Source organism: Bradyrhizobium sp. LA6.8, assembly GCF_040547935.1.
In the GTDB taxonomy this organism is placed as follows: Bacteria; Pseudomonadota; Alphaproteobacteria; order Rhizobiales; family Xanthobacteraceae; genus Bradyrhizobium; species Bradyrhizobium barranii.
Genome location: NZ_JBEPQQ010000001.1, coordinates 44,339 through 60,734, shown reverse-complemented (window position 1 = coordinate 60,734; position 16,396 = coordinate 44,339). Strand labels below are relative to the sequence as shown.

14 protein-coding genes and 1 pseudogene are annotated in these 16,396 nt (G+C 64.7%); 7 read left to right on the top strand and 8 right to left on the bottom strand.

Annotated features, from left to right (window positions below; all coding sequences use genetic code 11):
• Positions 1–116: 116 nt before the first annotated feature.
• Both ABIA90_RS00255 and ABIA90_RS00250 read left to right on the top strand, forming a co-directional pair.
• The gene (locus ABIA90_RS00255) at positions 117–665 is read left to right on the top strand and encodes a sigma-70 family RNA polymerase sigma factor (protein ID WP_028146963.1); all 549 of its coding nucleotides are present in this window, start codon (positions 117–119) and stop codon (positions 663–665) included.
• Positions 662–1,429: an anti-sigma factor family protein gene (locus ABIA90_RS00250; protein ID WP_063984628.1), complete on the top strand. Its 768-nt coding sequence runs from the start codon at positions 662–664 to the stop codon at positions 1,427–1,429. Before ABIA90_RS00255 ends, ABIA90_RS00250 begins: the two co-directional genes overlap by 4 nt.
• 95 nt (positions 1,430–1,524) lie before the next feature.
• Here ABIA90_RS00250 and hpnO read toward each other — a convergent pair whose 3' ends face one another.
• Positions 1,525–2,916 carry an aminobacteriohopanetriol synthase HpnO gene (gene hpnO / locus ABIA90_RS00245; RefSeq protein WP_028146959.1) on the bottom strand — a complete coding sequence of 464 codons (1,392 nt, stop codon included), beginning with the start codon at positions 2,914–2,916 and terminating at the stop codon, positions 1,525–1,527.
• 141 nt (positions 2,917–3,057) lie between these two features.
• Here hpnO and ABIA90_RS00240 point away from each other — a divergent pair, with 141 nt between their 5' ends.
• Positions 3,058–3,720, top strand: a complete 663-nt coding sequence (locus tag ABIA90_RS00240) for a DUF2147 domain-containing protein (protein WP_354116873.1) — start codon at positions 3,058–3,060, stop codon at positions 3,718–3,720.
• Here ABIA90_RS00240 and hpnN read toward each other — a convergent pair.
• Positions 3,688–6,276: a hopanoid transporter HpnN gene (gene hpnN, locus ABIA90_RS00235; RefSeq protein ID WP_085403885.1), complete on the bottom strand. Its 2,589-nt coding sequence runs from the start codon at positions 6,274–6,276 to the stop codon at positions 3,688–3,690. The two genes, ABIA90_RS00240 and hpnN, sit on opposite strands and share 33 nt — an antisense overlap.
• Before the next feature lie 462 nt (positions 6,277–6,738).
• On the opposite strand from hpnN, the gene ispH reads away from it, so the two are divergent.
• The 3 genes and pseudogenes from ispH to ABIA90_RS00220 form a co-directional block, all read left to right on the top strand.
• Positions 6,739–7,665: a 4-hydroxy-3-methylbut-2-enyl diphosphate reductase gene (ispH, locus tag ABIA90_RS00230; RefSeq protein ID WP_354116872.1), complete on the top strand. Its 927-nt coding sequence runs from the start codon at positions 6,739–6,741 to the stop codon at positions 7,663–7,665.
• Between the two features lie 35 nt (positions 7,666–7,700).
• A complete protein-coding gene (hpnH, locus tag ABIA90_RS00225; protein WP_063984632.1) occupies positions 7,701–8,861 on the top strand; it encodes an adenosyl-hopene transferase HpnH in 1,161 nt (386 codons plus the stop codon).
• 68 nt (positions 8,862–8,929) lie between these two features.
• Positions 8,930–9,175: pseudogene (locus ABIA90_RS00220) on the top strand (ROK family protein); the annotation flags it as partial.
• A 70-nt stretch (positions 9,176–9,245) separates the two neighbouring features.
• Here the strand turns inward: ABIA90_RS00220 and ABIA90_RS00215 are convergent.
• The 6 genes from ABIA90_RS00215 to ABIA90_RS00190 form a co-directional block, all read right to left on the bottom strand.
• Positions 9,246–9,995 carry a phosphorylase gene (locus ABIA90_RS00215; protein ID WP_071915696.1) on the bottom strand — a complete coding sequence of 250 codons (750 nt, stop codon included), beginning with the start codon at positions 9,993–9,995 and terminating at the stop codon, positions 9,246–9,248.
• A complete protein-coding gene (shc, locus tag ABIA90_RS00210; RefSeq protein WP_354116871.1) occupies positions 9,992–11,959 on the bottom strand; it encodes a squalene--hopene cyclase in 1,968 nt (655 codons plus the stop codon). Before shc ends, ABIA90_RS00215 begins: the two co-directional genes overlap by 4 nt.
• Before the next feature lie 51 nt (positions 11,960–12,010).
• On the bottom strand, positions 12,011–13,267 hold the full coding sequence (hpnE, locus tag ABIA90_RS00205) for a hydroxysqualene dehydroxylase HpnE (RefSeq protein WP_354116870.1): 1,257 nt from the start codon (positions 13,265–13,267) through the stop codon (positions 12,011–12,013).
• Positions 13,267–14,106 carry a presqualene diphosphate synthase HpnD gene (hpnD, locus tag ABIA90_RS00200; RefSeq protein ID WP_071915699.1) on the bottom strand — a complete coding sequence of 280 codons (840 nt, stop codon included), beginning with the start codon at positions 14,104–14,106 and terminating at the stop codon, positions 13,267–13,269. Before hpnD ends, hpnE begins: the two co-directional genes overlap by 1 nt.
• Positions 14,096–14,980 carry a squalene synthase HpnC gene (gene hpnC / locus ABIA90_RS00195; protein WP_354116869.1) on the bottom strand — a complete coding sequence of 295 codons (885 nt, stop codon included), beginning with the start codon at positions 14,978–14,980 and terminating at the stop codon, positions 14,096–14,098. Before hpnC ends, hpnD begins: the two co-directional genes overlap by 11 nt.
• Before the next feature lie 192 nt (positions 14,981–15,172).
• Positions 15,173–15,406 (bottom strand): hypothetical protein, encoded by a 234-nt coding sequence (locus tag ABIA90_RS00190; protein ID WP_028143219.1) that lies wholly within the window; start codon positions 15,404–15,406, stop codon positions 15,173–15,175.
• Between the two features lie 459 nt (positions 15,407–15,865).
• On the opposite strand from ABIA90_RS00190, the gene ABIA90_RS00185 reads away from it, so the two are divergent.
• Positions 15,866–16,363, top strand: a complete 498-nt coding sequence (locus tag ABIA90_RS00185) for a hypothetical protein (RefSeq protein ID WP_028146949.1) — start codon at positions 15,866–15,868, stop codon at positions 16,361–16,363.
• Positions 16,364–16,396: the final 33 nt, after the last annotated feature.

Genomic DNA, 16,396 nt, shown 5'->3' with positions numbered 1-16,396 from the left:
TGCCCGGCCGGTGGTCCCACGCCGGCCGGGCTCGTGTGCCTTCCGTCACACACGGGGACGAAACAAACAGGGACGAAACAACGCGACGCGCAGAACAAGAGGCAAAGCGAGGAGCGATGCCCGCCAACGACGATTTGCAGAAGGCGCAGCGCTTCCGCGAAGCCGCGCTGCCCTATCTCGACGACGTCTACACGCTCGCGCGCTATCTGCTGCGCGATGCCTCCGACGCCGAGGACGCGGTGCAGGAGTGCTATCTGCGCGCGCTGAAGCACTTTGACAGCTATCGCGGGCCGGCGATGAAGCCCTGGCTGTTCGCGATCCTGCGCAACGTCTGCAACGCCGAATATGCGCGGCGCGCACACAGGCCCAGCGCGATCGAGGATACGCCCGGCGCCGCCGAGCAGACGCCGATCTGGCAGGAGAGCGAGGCGAGCCCCGAGACCGAAGTGCTGCGCAGCCGCGATGCCGGCGCCATCCGCAAGCTGATCGACGCGCTCGCCGAACCGTTCAAGGAAACATTCGTGCTGCGGGAGATCAACAACCTGTCCTATCGTGAAATCGCCGAGGCCGTCGGCGCCCCCGTCGGCACCGTGATGTCCCGCCTCGCCCGCGCCCGCGCCATGCTGCGCGCGGCCTGGACGGCGGAAGAGGAGCACTCGAGATGACCTGCGACGAAGCAAAAATCCTGCTTCACGCGCTGCTCGACAACGAGCTCGATGCCGGCCACGCGCGAGAGGTCGAAGCCCACATTGCCAGCTGCCCGGACTGCGCCGCGGAGTTTGCCGCACAACGCGAGATGCAGCGCGTGCTCGCCGACACCGATTTGCGCTATGCCGCGCCGGCTAGCCTGCGCGCCCGGATCGAAGCCTCGCTGCCACAGCCGCAGCGCCGGCAACCGACCCGCCGCTCCGTGCTGCGCGGCTTTGCGATGGGCTCTGCCGTCTCCGCGCTCGCCGCCTCCGGCGTCGTCGCCGTGGTGCTGCGCCAGGACGACCAGCAGCGCATCCTGTCGGAGGTCGTCTCAGCGCATCTGCGCTCGCTTCAGGCCGGCCATCTCATTGACGTGGTCTCCACCGACCAGCACACCGTGAAGCCGTGGTTCAACGGCAAGCTCGACGTCGCCCCGCCCGTGATCGATCTCACCGCGCAAGGCTTCACGCTGGTCGGCGGCCGGCTCGACTATATCGACGCCCGCGCCATCGGCGCCGTCGTCTACAAGCGCCGGCAGCACGTGATCAATCTGTTCGTATCGCAGACATCGAACGCGGAATATCGCGCGCCGAAGACCGAGACCATGCAGGGCTTCAACTGCCGCCGCTGGGGCAATCGCGGCCTGAACTTCTGGGCCGTCAGCGATATCGGCGCCGACGAGCTCGCCGAGTTCGTCGACAAGTTCGAGGCGGCGATGAAGGCGAATGTGGAGGGGTAGCTGGCGGAGCGAAGCAATCCAGCCCGCATCCGCAGAGGGATACTGGATTGCTTCGCTTCGCTCGCAATGACGATTGCTGAGATAGATCGGCGAATTTACGCCGACCGCCGCACCGCGTTGTCCACCAGCGTCTTGCCGAGCGACCAGATCGCGCCGGGGACCTTGTGGCTGCCGGCGATGACGTCGTCGAAGGCGCGCTCGATCCAGCCGCAATCTTCCTCGGTGATGGTGAGCGGCGGCAGCAGCTTGATGGTGTGGCTGCCGTGACCGGCGACTTGCGTGAGGATCTTGTGGTCCTTGAACAGCGGCACGGTGATAAGCTGGCAGAACAGGCCCTTGTTGGCAGCTTCCAGCACGTTCCAGGACGCCCGGAGCCGCAGCGACTTCGGCGGGCCGAACTCGACGCCGATCATCAGGCCCTTGCCGCGCACTTCCTTCATCAACTCGTAGCCGGGCACCATGCGCGTCAGCGCGAGGCGCAGCTCGGCGCCACGCTTGGCAGCGGACTCGATCAGCTTCTCGGACTCCATGACGTCGAGCGTCGCGATGCCCGCGGCCATCGCCAGATCGTTCTTGGAGAAGGTGGAGCCGTGCACCACCGCGCGGTCCATCTGGTTGAAGATCTTGTCGAAGATGCTCTTGCGCGTCAGCACGGCGCCAACCGGCACGTGGCCACCGGACAGCGACTTCGACAGAAGCACCATGTCGGGCTCGACGTTCCAGTGCTCGACCGCCAGAAAGCGGCCGGTGCGGCCCATGCCGGTCTGGATCTCGTCGGCGACGAACAGCGTGCCGTATTTCTTGCAGAGCGCGGCAGCACCCGGCAGGAACTCGTCGGTGGGCATGTTGACGCCCTTGCCCTGGATCGGCTCGACGACGAAGGCCGCAACCTCGCGCGAGGCCAGCGCCTTTTCGAGCGCGGCGAGGTCGTTGAACGGAATCGAGGTGCAGCCCGGCAGCAGCGGCTCGAAGCCGGTGCGGAAGTTCGAATCACCCGTCAGCGACAGCGCGCCGTAGGTCAGGCCATGATAGCCGTGGGCGCAATAGACGATGCCGGGACGGCCGGTGGCGCCGCGCGCGAACTTGATCGCGGCTTCGACGCATTCGGCGCCGGAATTGGCGAAGAACGCCTTGTCGAGATAGGGGACGTATTTCAGCAGCCGCTCGGCGAGCACGCCGGCGAGCACCGAGACGTCGAACTGGACCAGATTGGGCAGGTCGGCATCGAGCACGCTCTTGAGCGCCTCGCGCATGACAGGGTGATTGCGCCCGATCGCGAACACGCCAAAGCCGGACAACAGGTCGAGATAGCGCGCCCCCTCGCGATCGTAGAGGTACTGCCCCTGCCCCTTCTGGAAGCCGACATCGTAGCCGATGGTCTTGAGAACCCGAACGAACTGTTCGTTCAGATACCGATTATGCAGGGTGCTGCGCTGGGCCTGACGGTCCGCGAATAGCTGAGACATGTCTGGATTTGGGCTGTGCATCCGCTACATACTTCGCTTGAGGGCCGGCTCGTCAACTGAAAAGGGACCGTTACCGAAAACGGTCTGTGCGGCCTTTTGCCCTTTTTCGGACCATCTTCGCAAGCACAGCTTTAAACCATGTTGCACTGCCAAGGAACTATCATGCGTTTAGCCCTTTACACCGGACTAATACTGGCTGGTGGTTACACCTGCCTGACACCCGCGCTCGCCGCCGACCCGACCGGCGACTGGCGGGTTGCCGACGCCGTCGCCAACATTCGTGTCGCCCAATGCAATGGCAGCATGTGGGGCGCGGTTTCCTGGGAAAAGCAGCCCGGCGGCCGCGATGAATACAATCCGGATGCGTCGAAAAAGACCAGGCCGACGCTGGGCATGGCGACCCTGATCGACATGAAGAAGAAGCCCGGCGTCGATCAGTGGGAAGGGCAGGTCTACAACGCCAAGGACGGCCAGCTCTACAGCGCAACCATCACGACCGTCGGCACCGACCAGCTCGAAATCAAGGGCTGCGTGATGGGCTTCCTCTGCGGCGGCGAGACCTGGACCCGCGTCGCCCCGCCGATTCCTTTGAGCACCGCCAACGCCATGGCCAAGGGCGCGCCGAAGCCCACAGGCGCGGCGCCGAAAGCCCAAGGCACCATAGGCGGCACCACAACAGGCGGCACGACCGTCGCCACAGCGCCGGCCCCTGCCCCCACGGCCCCGAAGACCGCCACCATCACCGCCAAGCCGGGTCAGAAGAGCGCCGCCGACCAGGTCGGCGACATCTGCCTACTCCCTGAGATTGCGGGGTTTGCCCATTAGGGCCGGCTGGAACAGCAGCACTGCGGCAAGCGTCGTCACCAGCGAGAGTGCGAGCAGCTTGCCCATGCTGGACGTTCCGGGGTGGCTCGACAGCCACAGGCTGCCGAACGCGGTCGCCGTCGTCAGCGCGCTGAAAAAGATTGCGCGCGTCAGGCTGGTCTGGAGCAGGTTTGTCCTGCCCGAGCGCCAGGCCACGACATAATAAATCTTGAAGGCGACGCCGACGCCGAGCAGCAGCGGGAACGCGACGATGTTGGCGAAGTTGAGCGGCAGGCCGATCAACACGCAGATTTCGAGCGTGACCGCGCCGGCGACCAGCAGCGGCACGAGCGTCATCAGCACGTCGACGAACCGCCGCAGCGTGATCCAAAGCAACAGGCCGATCACCAGCAGCGCGTAGATGCCGGCGTGGATGAACGCCTTCACCACGGTGTCACCGGATTTCAGGATCGAGACCGGCCCGCCGATCGCGGTCGGCTCGGCAGCGAGCACGGCGGCTGCAAACTTGCGCAGCGTGTCGTTGTCGTTGGGATCGCCCTTCGGCTGCGCCTCGACGCGGATGATCCCATCCTTGCTCTTCCAGGCGCTGACGAGCTCGGGGGGCAGTGAGGCCAGGGTGACCGGCCCGGCCTGCATCGCGTTCCTGAGCTGGCCGAACGCGATCTTCAGCGGCGTGACGAACACGTCCTGCGCCGTGTTCCGCGTGGCCTCGTCTCCATTGGCGAGCTTTTCGAGCGCGTCCGCCAGCCGGCGCGAGGCGACGGCGCCCGGGCCCTTCGTGTCACCGGCGGTCCGGCGCAGATTGTCGACCGAGGATTTCAACGCCTCGACGTTTTCCTTGTCCGTTGGCGCAGCGTCGACCTGGTCAGGATTGAGCGCGGGGTTGAGCACCTTGGCGCCCTGCGCGAGCAGCTTCAGCTTTGGCGCCTGGTCGGTCGGCACGAAGCTGTCGAGCGACATCACGCGCAGCACCTCCGGCACCTTCTCCAGCTTCGCCTCGACCTGCCTCGCCTGCTCCTCGGACGTGGTCATCACGTTGATGGCATTGGCGCCGGTGTTCGGATCCTTGCGCAAATCGAGGAAGGTCGCGATCGACTCGGCCTTCGGGTTGCGCAGGTTCATCGGGTTGAAGTCGAACTTCAGGAAGTAGAGCAGCGGCAGGCCGGCGAGCGCCAGCAGCAACGTGCCGCCCACGACCAGCACACGGTGCTTCTCCAGAAAGTAATCGAGCGGCGCCAGGAAGGCATAACCGACGGGCTCCTGCTCACCGGGCGGGTTCAACAGCTTCAGCATTGCGGGCAGTACGGTGATGCTGGAGAGGAACGCCACCAGCATGCCGACGCCGGCGATCTGGCCGAGCTCGGAGATGCCCTTGTAATCGGTGGGCAGGAAACAGAGGAAGCCGGCGGCGGTCGCCATTGCCGCCAGCGACAGCGGCACCGCGGAGCGCTTGGCGGCAAGCACCAGCGCGCCGGAGAGATCGTTGTGCTTGTAGCGCTCCGAGCGGTAGCGGACGCTGTACTGGATACCAAAATCGACGCCCAGTCCCACGAACAGCACGGCGAACGCGATCGACAGCAAATTGAACGAGCCGACCATCATCAGGCCGGCAGCGGTCGTCAGCGCAAGGCCGACGAAGAGATTGACGAACACCGCGAAAATGATCTTCGACGAGTGCAGCGCCATCCACAGGATGAGCAGCACGACCAGCACAGTCCCGACGCCGTTGACGACGGCGCCTTCCTGGACGGTGGCGTATTCCTCGTTGGCGATCGGGACCGGACCGGTCAGTCGCACTCGTGCCTGGTACTTGTTCGCAAAATCCAGATCAACTGCCGCCTTGCGGATCGCGTCGGTGGCGCCCTTGCCGGGCTCCAGCGCGTTGTAGTCCAGGATCGGCTTGAACTCGATGAAGGCGCGCTTATCGGAATCCGTCAGCGGCTCGTCGCTGACGAGCTCACGCCAGGAGAAGCTCGCTTTGCCCTTGTTGAGCACGGTCTCGACGGTCTGCGCGATCTGATTGAAGGGCCGCGCGGTATTGTCGAGCTTGACCTGGCCGCGCTTGACGCCGGCAAGTCCCGTCTCCAGCGCGCCGGTCAGGCCGCGGATCGAGGGATCACCGGCCATGATCTCGACCAGGGGCGCTGCGGATTCGAACTGGCTGGTGATCTTGCCGACCTCTTCGGTCGGCAGGAACAGCAAGCCGTTCTTCTCAAAGAACTCGCCGGTGCCGAGCTGCTGCATCGACTGGAAGTCGGTCTTGTTGTCCTTCAGCTTGGCGAAGAGCGCATCCGCTGCCGCGGTCGCCATCTCCGGCGTCCTGGCCTCGACGACCGCGAGAATCGTCGCGTCGCGGTCGAAGGCACGGTCGAATTGCTGGTCGCGCTGGCGCCAGTCCAAATTCTGGGCAATCAGCGAATTGATGTCGGTGTTGATGGCGAAATGCTTAGACGTGTAATAGCCCGCCCCGACCGAAAGCAGGAGCCCGAGAACGACGACGAGGGAGGCAAACCGGGTGCAGGCCCTGACGATGGCAACGACTACGCTTTGCAGCATCTTTTCTTTCTGCGGTTAACAGCTTGCCGGAAACGCCCGCTGTTTATCGGAGTTCCCCGGCGAAACCTATTGCTGTTTTGAGTGGTTCTCGCCGCACGAAGGTTCGAGGTAAACGGCGACAGACCGTGGCAAAATCATGCGGGGCGGTCGGTATAACCGGTGACTTGAGGCGGGAAAGTGGCGAAGCGGTGAGCACAAATGTCGCCATCTTGCTCAGAGCGCATGCCCTATTATAATACCGCGGATGCGCACGGTAACGGAACCAGGGTTTCATCCGGTCTTTCCTTTTTGCCGATTTTTTGACACAAAGTGCTGTGCCTCCATGCGCCGGGGCCCAGGTAGGGTGGGCGGTTACCGCGTGCGCGAAACCAATGGTGCGGTTATTGCAACTCATTGGACAGTATCGAAGTGCCGCCGGGGACTTGAGAAGCGGATTGGTGCAAATTGCGTGATGGGCGTCCGATGGAAGTTTATCTAGCGCAGCCGCGCGGCTTTTGCGCGGGCGTGGTGCGTGCGATCGAGATCGTGGAACGGGCGCTGGAGAAGTACGGCCCGCCCGTCTACGTGCGCCACGAGATCGTGCACAACAAGTACGTGGTCGAGAGCCTGAAGAACAAGGGCGCGATCTTCGTCGAGGAACTGTCCGAGGTTCCGCCGAAAGCCGTGACCGTTTTCAGTGCCCATGGCGTCGCCCGCAGCGTCGAGGAAGAGGCTGCCGCGCGCGACCTTCCGGTGCTCAATGCCACCTGCCCCCTGGTCACGAAAGTTCACAATCAGGGGAAACGCTACATCTCCAGGGGCCGCACCCTGATCCTGATCGGCCATGCCGGCCACCCCGAGGTCGAGGGCACGATGGGCCAGGTTCCCGCCCCGGTGCTGCTTGTCCAAAGCGTTGAAGAGGTTAAGGACTTGACGCTGCAGGCAGATACGCCAGTGGCCTACATCACCCAGACCACCCTGTCGGTCGACGACACCAAGGACATTATTGCGGCCCTCCAGGCCCGCTTTACAGATATTCAAGGCCCGGATATCCGGGATATCTGCTATGCGACACAGAACCGCCAATCTGCGGTAAGGGACTTGAGCAAGCTGGTCGACGTGATCTTGGTGGTGGGCGCTGCCAATAGCTCGAACTCGAACCGGCTCCGCGAAATCGGCACTGAGGCCGGCGTCGCGAGTTATTTGATTGCCGACGGCAGCGCGCTCAATCCGGAGTGGTTGAAAGATGCCAAGACCGTCGGCGTCACGGCCGGCGCTTCGGCGCCTGAGGTACTCGTGGATGACGTGATCGAAGCGATGCGGCGGATCGGACCAGTCAAGGTCTCGGTGCTGCCGGGCCGCGAGGAAAACATCGAATTCCGGCTTCCGGCCGAACTGGCTGCGAGCTGACCCACCCGAATTCCTAGCCCAGAAAGAAACTTGTAATGGCTATCCCCTTCTTCAAGGAAATGCGTATCGGCGGCTATTTGCTCAAGCAGAAACTGCTTGGCCGCAAGCGCTATCCGCTCGTGCTGATGCTGGAGCCGCTGTTCCGCTGCAACCTCGCCTGCGTCGGCTGCGGCAAGATCGATTATCCGGATGCGATCCTCAACCGCCGCATGACCGCCCAGGAGTGCTGGGACGCGGCCGACGAGTGCGGCGCGCCGATGGTCGCCATCCCCGGCGGCGAGCCGCTGATCCACAAGGAGATCGGCGAGATCGTGCGTGGCCTGGTCGAACGCAAGAAGTTCGTCTCGCTCTGCACCAACGCGCTGCTGCTCGAGAAGAAGCTCGACCTGTTCACGCCCTCCCCGTACCTGTTCTTCTCCGTGCATCTCGACGGCCTGAAGGACCATCACGACAAGGCTGTGTCGCAGAAGGGCGTGTTCGACCGCGCCGTCTCCGCGATCAAGGCGGCCAAGGCGCGCGGCTTCACCGTCAACGTCAACGCCACCATCTTCGACGGCCATCCGGCCGAGGAGATCGCGAAATTCCTCGACCTCACCGTCGAGCTCGGTGTCGGCGTCTCGATGTCGCCGGGCTATGCGTATGAGCGTGCGCCGGACCAGGAGCACTTCCTCAACCGCACCAAGACCAAGAAGCTGTTCCGCGACGTCTTCGCGATGGGCAAGGGCAAGAAGTGGAACTTCATGCATTCCGGCCTGTTCCTGGACTTCCTCGCCGGCAACCAGGAATACGAGTGCACGCCGTGGGGCATGCCCGCGCGCAACATCTTCGGCTGGCAGAAGCCCTGCTATCTGCTCGGTGAAGGCTACGCAAAGACCTTCAAGGAGCTGATGGACACCACCGATTGGGAAACCTACGGCACCGGCAAGTACGAGAAGTGCGCCGACTGTATGGCCCATTGCGGCTACGAGCCGACGGCTGCGACCGCTGCCATCAGCCACCCGCTGAAGGCGATGTGGGTGTCGCTGCGCGGCATCAGGACCACGGGCCCGATGGCGCCCGAGATCGACATGACCAAGCAGCGTCCGGCGCAGTACATCTTCTCGGCGGAAGTGCAGAAGCGCCTGTCGGAGATCCGCAAGGACGAAGCCGCCGCCGCGCAGGAGAAGGCCGCGCGGAAGGCGTCGACCGCCGCGTAAGCACGCTACTCGGTACGAACGAAAAAGGCCCGGTCGCCACCGCGACCGGGCCTTTTCATGTTCGGCGCGAACGCCCCGAGGCAACGATATCCGTGCTGCGCCCACACCATGTGATCCTGGCGGGACCCGGCCTGCAGGCATTCGACATGATGCGCAGCGCCTATGAGGAGCGGCTCGAGCAAGCGGTGTTGCCATGGCTGCTCAAGTCCACGGCGATCTATCTGCGTCCAAGCGAGTCGGCGGCAATTGTCGAAGGCATGATGCGACGGACGCTGTGGGTCGTGGACAGAAACCGCATGGAAGCGACCGAGTGAGCAGGCACCAAAACGCAAAGGGCCCGGTCGCCAACGGCGACCGGGCCCTTTGCTTTATCGCATCAAGAGGTCAGGCCGCCTTTGAGACCAGGGCCTCGCTGTCGACGAGCTCGGTGCCGATCAAATAGTCGCGGCAGCCGCGCAAGCTACGCAGCGCGCGGTTGAAGTCGATGCCGGTCGAGACCAGCGCATGCAGCGTGGTCGGATTGCGCACGATGCCACGGAACACGGCGGCGAGATCGATCTGGCCGTTCGGCTTGATGGCGGCGCGGGCGAGCGCCGGCAGCGCGCGATGGGCGGGATCGCTGATGACGCGGACCGCGGCAAAGGGCAGCCCCGCCTCGGCGGCGTAGGCGGCCGCGATGTGGCTCTCCATGTCGACGGCAGAGGCGCCGGTTTCCGAATGCAGCGCCGCCTTGCAGGACCGCTTCGTGACCACCTCCTCGGCGCCGGCAAGGCTGCCGCGCACCACGCGGCGGCGGCCCGACGTCAGGCGGTCGATCAGGTCGTCGCCGAGCGACAGGCCCGCGGCCCAGCGGGTATCGCCGGAGAGCACCTCGGTCGCCAGCACGACGTCGCCGGAGCGCAGCGTCGGGTCGAGCCCGCCGGCCACGCCGAACGAGATCACGCCGCGAATCGTCTCGGGATCCACCACCGTCAGCAGCGCCCGCAACTGGGTCGGGCTGCTCGACGAGCAAATGACCGCCATTCCGGGCCCAGCCGCGATACGGGCCTCCTGAACCAGCCCAGTCACGATCAATATCGGCCGCGGGTCGATGGCATTACCCACGGTCAGATAGTCCCCCGTCCCCAAAGTCACATCCCGACCCCTACCACCCTGCTGTTGGTGTTCCGCAAGTTCCGATACCGCGCCAACGCCCACAGCGGGAAGAACTTCGGGTAACCGTGATAACGCAGATAGAATACACGAGGAAAGCCTGTGGCGGTGTACCGCTGCTCGTCCCACAGTCCTTTTTTGTTCTGTGTTGCAATCAGGTACTCCACCCCGCGGGCGACGGCCGGGTGATCAACCTCGCCAGCAGCCATCAGGGCAAGCAAGGCCCATGCCGTTTGCGAGGCGGTCGAGGGAGACGCCTCCCAGCCCTTGTAGTCGAGACGGTAGCTGACGGCGTCCTCGCCCCAGCCGCCGTCCTTGTTCTGGATCGAGGCCAGCCAGTCGGCGGCTTTCCGAATCATCGGGTCGTTATGGCGGACGCCGGCCATGTTGAGGGCACAGAGCACCGACCAGGTTCCGTAGATGAAGTTCATGCCCCAGCGGCCGTACCAGGACCCCTCCGGGTGCTGGGTCTTCCTGAGGTAGGCGACCCCGTCGGCCACATGCTTGCTGGACTTCTCGGTCTCGCCGAGCTGGGCCAGCATGGAGATGCAGCGCGCGGTGACGTCCTCGGTCGGCGGATCGAGCAGCGCGCCGTGGTCCGAGAACGGGATGTTGTTCAGATAGTATTCGAGGTTGTTGACGTCGAAGGCGGCCCAGCCGCCGTCGTCGCTCTGCATGCCCTCGATCCACTCCCGGCCGCGGTCGATCGCGGTGTCATAGCCGGTCGCACCGTGCTCGCGCCGCATGCGGTCCATCGACATCACCACCACCGCGGTGTCGTCGAGATCGGGATAATAGGCATTGTTGTACTGGAAGGCCCAGCCGCCCGGGCGCACGTCGGGCCGCTTCACCGCCCAGTCGCCCTTCACCTCGAGCTCCTGCTTCGGGATCAGCCAGTCGAGGCCCTGCTTGGCCGCAGGCAGGGCTATGTCACCGCCGGCTTCCAGCAGCGCGTGGGCGGTCAGCGTCGTATCCCACACCGGGGAGACGCAGGGCTGGCAATAGGCCTCGTCGCCGTTGAACACGAGCAGCTTGTCGACGCCCCGGCGCGTGACCGCGCGCGGCGGATAATTCTCGTCCTTGCCGAGCGCGTCATACATCATGACGATGTTGGCCATCGGCGGATAGATCGCGCCCATGCCGTCCTCGCCGTTGAGCCGCTCCTCGGTGAAGGCGAGCGCCGCATCGATCGCGCGCTGGCGCAGGCTCTTCGGAAACATCGGCTCGATCACGCGTAGAATGCCGTCGAGTGCACGAAACAGCACGAACCAGGCCATGCTCTGGTGCGGCGCCTTCGCGGTCATGCCGATCGAGCGCGGATCCTGGAGAAACAGCTCGTCGATCCCGACGCCCTTGGGATTCTTCGCCAGCGGCTTCAGCGCGGCAAGAACCATCAGCGGCACCATGGTGGTGCGGGCCCAGTAGGAAATCTTGTTGATGTGGAACGGCGACCAGAACGGCAGCAGCACGATCTCGATCGGCAGCACCGGCACCGCGCGCCAGGTCACCACGCCGAACATCGCAAGCAGGAAGCGCGTGAAGACGTTGCTGTTGATTGCGCCGCCGCGGGCATGGATCGCCTCGCGCGCACGCACCATGTGCGGGGCGTCGACGGAATCGCCGATCATCTTGAGCGCGAAGTAGGACTTCACGCTCGCGCTCATGTCGAACTCGCCGTCATGCACGAGCGGCCAGCCGCCATGGGCGCCCTGCACGCGGCGGAGATAATTGCCGATCTTGGCCTCGAGCACGGCGTCCACGGGTTCTGCGAGATAATGGCGCAGCAGGACGTATTCGGCCGGAATCGTGCAGTCGGCCTCGAGCTCGAACACCCAATGGCCGTCGGATTGCTGGAAGCCGAGAACGCCTTGCGTCGCCGACGCAATGCTCGATTCCAGGACGCCCGATTCCAAGGCTTCGCGGCTGGTCGCGTTCACGGCATCCATGTCGCTCGATTGCTCCGATAGTCGATTGAAGTTTGACCGGGACAATGCCCGTCAGGGCCGCTTTGCGGCCAAAACCAGATCGGCGGCGCGATCACCGGACCGCACCGATCCCTCGATGGTTGCAGGCAATCCCGTAGCAGTCCAGTCGCCGGCAAGAAACAGGTTTTTCAGCGCAGTGGCCGGCCCCGGACGCAGGGCATTCTGGGCCGGCGTCGCCGCAAATGTGGCACGGCGCTCGCGCACGATCTGCCAGGGGGGCAGCTCGCCGGACACCCCGCCCGCCTTGCAGACGTCGTTCCAGATCGCCTGCGCGAGTTCCTCGCGCGGCATGTCGACCAGGCGGTCGCCATTGCTGATGGTCACGGACAGCCGGTTCGGGAACGCGAACAGCCATTCCACGACGCCGCCGATCACGCCGAGGATCGGCGCCGAACCGGGCGGCGGTTCAAAGCGGAAATGCGCGTTCACGATGGCGCGGAATTCGGTCGGCGTCTTCAGCCCGGGCAGCAGGCTCGCGGCGGCGCGCGGCGGCACCGCCATCACGACGACATCGTCCTCACCGAGCTGGATCACATCCTCGCCGCCGAAATTCAGCGCGCTGGCCTTGCCGTCACCGGTCGTAAACGAACGCAGCTCATGGCCGAGCTGAACGGTGTGGCCGCGCTCCTGCAAGAACTTCACGGCAGGCTCGATCAGCACGGCGCTCAAGCCGTCGCGCGCGATCAGCGGCCGGCACGCCTGTCCGCCGGCAAGCAGCGTCTCGCGCACGATCGCGCCGGCAAGCCCGGCCGAGCCCTCGGGCGGATCGACGTTGAGTGCCGCAAGCAGCAGCGGCTGCACCAGCCGCTGATACAGGATGCCTTCGCAGGGAATGGACTTGCCGACCAGCGTCTCCTCCGACGCCCAGATCAGCGGCGCCAGCTTGAGATAATCGCTGAGCCCGGTGTCGGGAACGCGGCGGCTCTCGTCGAGCACCCAGGTCGGCAGCCGGCCATCGCCGAGATCGATCTGCCAGCGCTGCCCGGTCTTGATGTCGACGAACGGAAACTGCGCGCGCTCGGGGCCGACGAGGCCCGCCTCGGTGCCGATCGAGCGGGCATAGGCGCGCGCATGGCTGTTGCCCGACAGCAGCAGATGATTGCCGTTGTCGATGGTGAGATTGGTGGCGCCGTCGAAATAGGAACGGCAGCGGCCGCCGGCCTGGTGCGTCGCCTCGTGCACGGCGACCTTGAAGCCGGCATTGGCGAGCCGCACGGCGGCGGAGAGGCCGGAAATTCCAGCACCGATGATGTGAGCTGTCTTTTGCATCAGATGAAAGCGTAACGGAGCAGGATCAGGATGCGTGCGACCTTCGACACACGCACCGGCTCGCGCGGCGCGTTGAAGCCGCGCGCGATCAGGAGGTCCAGGATGGAATGGTAGTATTTCGACATGATCCGCGGCGCGCGCACGGCGCGGCGCTTGTTACGGTTCATGATCTCGTCCGACTTCTCGAAATGCGCCTTCGCACGCTGCGTCAGCGGCTGGCAGACCTTCGGCAGTGCGCGCTCGGTGATCACGCGGTTCGGGTCGTTGGAGGTGATGCCGGCATGCAGCAGCGCCTCGCGCGGCAGGTAGAGCCGGCCGAGGCCAGCGTCCTCGTCGATGTCGCGCAGGATGTTGGTGAGCTGGAGCGCGCGGCCGAGATGGTAGGCGAGCTGGATGCCGTCTTCCTCGGGCAGGCCGAACACCCGCACCGACAGCCGCCCCACGGCGCTGGCGACGCGATCGCAGTAGAGATCGAGCGTCGTCATGTCGGGCGCGCGGATGTCCTGCGGCACGTCCATCTCCATGCCGTCGACGATCGCAAGGAAATCCTCGCGCTTGAGGCCGAAGGTCTTCACCGAGGCGACGTAGTCCTTCAGCCGCGGCGGCGGATGGCCCTGATAGAGCGCGTCGATGTCGTTGCGCCACTCCTGAAGCGCGGCGAGCCGCTCGTCGCGCGGGCCGTCGGAGTCGGCGATGTCGTCGACCTGTCGGCAGAAGCTGTAGATCTGGAACATCGCTTCGCGCTGGTCATGCGGCAGGATGCGCATCGCAGCGTAGAAGGAGCTGTTCGATGCGGTCGAGCCGTAATTGGCGCTGGGCGAGGTCGCCTCAAGCGTCATGTGCAGTCCCCGGTCTGGAAATGGCCTTGCGTCCGATCGCGCGGCGGCCGACTTCGCCGATCATGCCGGCGACGCTGAAAATGAGAAGCTCGAACTTGTTCAGATGCACACGCTCGCGCAGGGGATCGCGCACCTTCAACAGGCGCACGATACGATCGGCATAAGCCTGGATCACCGCGACGTCGACGCCGAGGCGGAAATCGCGGATCTCCGCGCTCAGCGACCTGCCCTCGTCGAGCAGGGCTGCGTTGCGCACGGCGAGCGCCTGAAGGCAGGCCAGCATCGCCGGCGGCGACTGCGTCAGCCCCAACTGCTCGACCGAGGCGCCACTCGCGGCCAGCGCGTCGCGCGGCAGATAGACGCGATTGAGCTCGCGAAAATCCTTGCCGCAATCCTGGAGGTGGTTGTTGATCTGGAGCGCCGCACAGAGCGCGTCCGAGGCCGCCCAGGTTGACGTGCTCTCGCCGTGGACGTCGAGCATGAAGCGGCCGACCGGCATCGCCGAGTAGCGGCAATAGTGGATGACCTCGTCCCAGTTTTCGTAGCGCAGCTTGGTCACGTCCATGCGGAACGCGATGAGCACGTCGAGCGCGTGGCGCGGCGCCATGCCTCGCTCGGCCAGCGCCCGTCGCAGAATGACCGCTTCGGCCTGGGTATCGCCCTCGCCGAGCAGTTCCGCCTCGAGCAGGTCGAGATAAGCGAGCTTCTGGTCGGGCGGCAGCGTCGCGTGATCGGCGATGTCGTCGGCGGTGCGGACGAAATTGTAGTACGCCAGGATCAGCGCGCGATGGCGCGGATGAATGATCCAGGACGCGACGGGAAAATTCTCGTCGCGGTCACCCTTGCCGGATCGCAATTCGCTCGCAGAGGTCATCGAGGGCTGGTTTACAATCGTTTGGACAGGAAGGGCTTTTTCGCTCGCGCGGGCTCATGCCGGCGATGCCGCCGCGGCCCCCATATAGGGGAATACGGCCGCAAAACCAATCCTGTCTCTCGATGGCTGCCCTTCCGGATCCGGCCCGAAAAGGCGGCCCCGGGGCCGCCCTTGGTAGGCCAGTGGCCGAGCTTACTGGTTGTGGGTCTTCAGGACCTGGTCGCAGGCCTGCGAGATCTTGGCCCGGTTCTCCTTGAGGCAGGCCAGGATGGTGAAATCGCCCTGGTCGATGACCGGGCGGCAGAACTTCTGCACATCGCGCGTGCAGGCCTTCTGTTCCGCGTCCGTGCCGCGTCCTGCCTGGGCGAATGCCGCCGTCGAAAGGGATGCCGACAGCAGGGTGAGAGCGACGAGAAGCTTACGCATTGTATTCCTTCATTCTGACGGCAGAACCGCACCGATCCCGGACAGCACAGAGGGCGGACGACCGGAACGGATTGTTCTGATGGCAAGTCGCCGCGGAACGTGCGGCCTCGGAGAAGGCACAAGCACTGGCAAATGCGGCCAAATTGGCGCCATATCCACCAAATCAGGCCTTCCCTCGCTCTTCATTGGCAGATGTAAGAGATTGATACTACGTCATAATTCTGGCACACTGCGTTTTGATGCGTACCTGTTGCAGAGCTGCATCTCTCCGCCCTGCTTTTCCCGCCAGAAACACACCGAAACAGAGAGAATCGCGCAGCCTGACCTGGCGCGACGGCGTCGTGAACCGCCGTCCCCGGCTGTCAGACTTTGAACCAGACACAGCCTCGGAACACTAAACTTTCGATGTGGCGAGACGTTCATCCTAAGCGAACGTCGCTCGAAAACGGGATATTCAAAATGCAATTCTTTGGGCGATCTGGACAGGCAATCAAGGCGGCCGGCATCGGGGCTGCGCTGCTCTTCTCAGTCTCGGCAAGCCATGCTCAGTCGTCCGGACCGTTTGCAGGTTTCGACGGTGCGTGGAGCGGCACCGGCACGGTGTCGCTGTCCGATGGCAGCACCGAGCGCATCCGCTGCAAGGCCGACTACAAGGTCGCCGGCACCGGTCTCAGCCTCAAGCAGGCCCTTCACTGCGCGTCCGACAGCTACAAGTTCGACCTCACCAGCGACGTGACGAGCCAGGGCGAGCGAATCTCCGGCAACTGGAGCGAGACCAACCGCAACATCTTCGGCAATCTCCAGGGCACCGCCGGCGGCGGCCAGATCGAGGTGTTCGTCGAGGCCAACGGCTTCGCCGCCAACCTGTCGCTGCGCACCAACGGCACCAAGCAGACGGTGCAGATCAGCTCGAAGGGCGAGATCCGCGGCGTCAACATCACGATGACGAAGGGCTGACGCCCTTCCCGCATCGAGAGGAACACGCCCCCG

Bases quoted from the DNA above. Each gene is read 5' to 3' on its own strand.
- ABIA90_RS00255 (WP_028146963.1), top strand. From the start codon at position 117: ATGCCCGCCAACGACGATTTGCAGAAGGCGCAGCGCTTCCGCGAAGCC.
- ABIA90_RS00250 (WP_063984628.1), top strand. From the start codon at position 662: ATGACCTGCGACGAAGCAAAAATCCTGCTTCACGCGCTGCTCGACAAC.
- hpnO (WP_028146959.1), bottom strand. From the start codon at position 2,916: ATGCACAGCCCAAATCCAGACATGTCTCAGCTATTCGCGGACCGTCAG.
- ABIA90_RS00240 (WP_354116873.1), top strand. From the start codon at position 3,058: ATGCGTTTAGCCCTTTACACCGGACTAATACTGGCTGGTGGTTACACC.
- hpnN (WP_085403885.1), bottom strand. From the start codon at position 6,276: ATGCTGCAAAGCGTAGTCGTTGCCATCGTCAGGGCCTGCACCCGGTTT.
- ispH (WP_354116872.1), top strand. From the start codon at position 6,739: ATGGAAGTTTATCTAGCGCAGCCGCGCGGCTTTTGCGCGGGCGTGGTG.
- hpnH (WP_063984632.1), top strand. From the start codon at position 7,701: ATGGCTATCCCCTTCTTCAAGGAAATGCGTATCGGCGGCTATTTGCTC.
- shc (WP_354116871.1), bottom strand. From the start codon at position 11,959: ATGGATGCCGTGAACGCGACCAGCCGCGAAGCCTTGGAATCGGGCGTC.
- hpnE (WP_354116870.1), bottom strand. From the start codon at position 13,267: ATGCAAAAGACAGCTCACATCATCGGTGCTGGAATTTCCGGCCTCTCC.
- hpnD (WP_071915699.1), bottom strand. From the start codon at position 14,106: ATGACGCTTGAGGCGACCTCGCCCAGCGCCAATTACGGCTCGACCGCA.
- hpnC (WP_354116869.1), bottom strand. From the start codon at position 14,980: ATGACCTCTGCGAGCGAATTGCGATCCGGCAAGGGTGACCGCGACGAG.
- ABIA90_RS00190 (WP_028143219.1), bottom strand. From the start codon at position 15,406: ATGCGTAAGCTTCTCGTCGCTCTCACCCTGCTGTCGGCATCCCTTTCG.
- ABIA90_RS00185 (WP_028146949.1), top strand. From the start codon at position 15,866: ATGCAATTCTTTGGGCGATCTGGACAGGCAATCAAGGCGGCCGGCATC.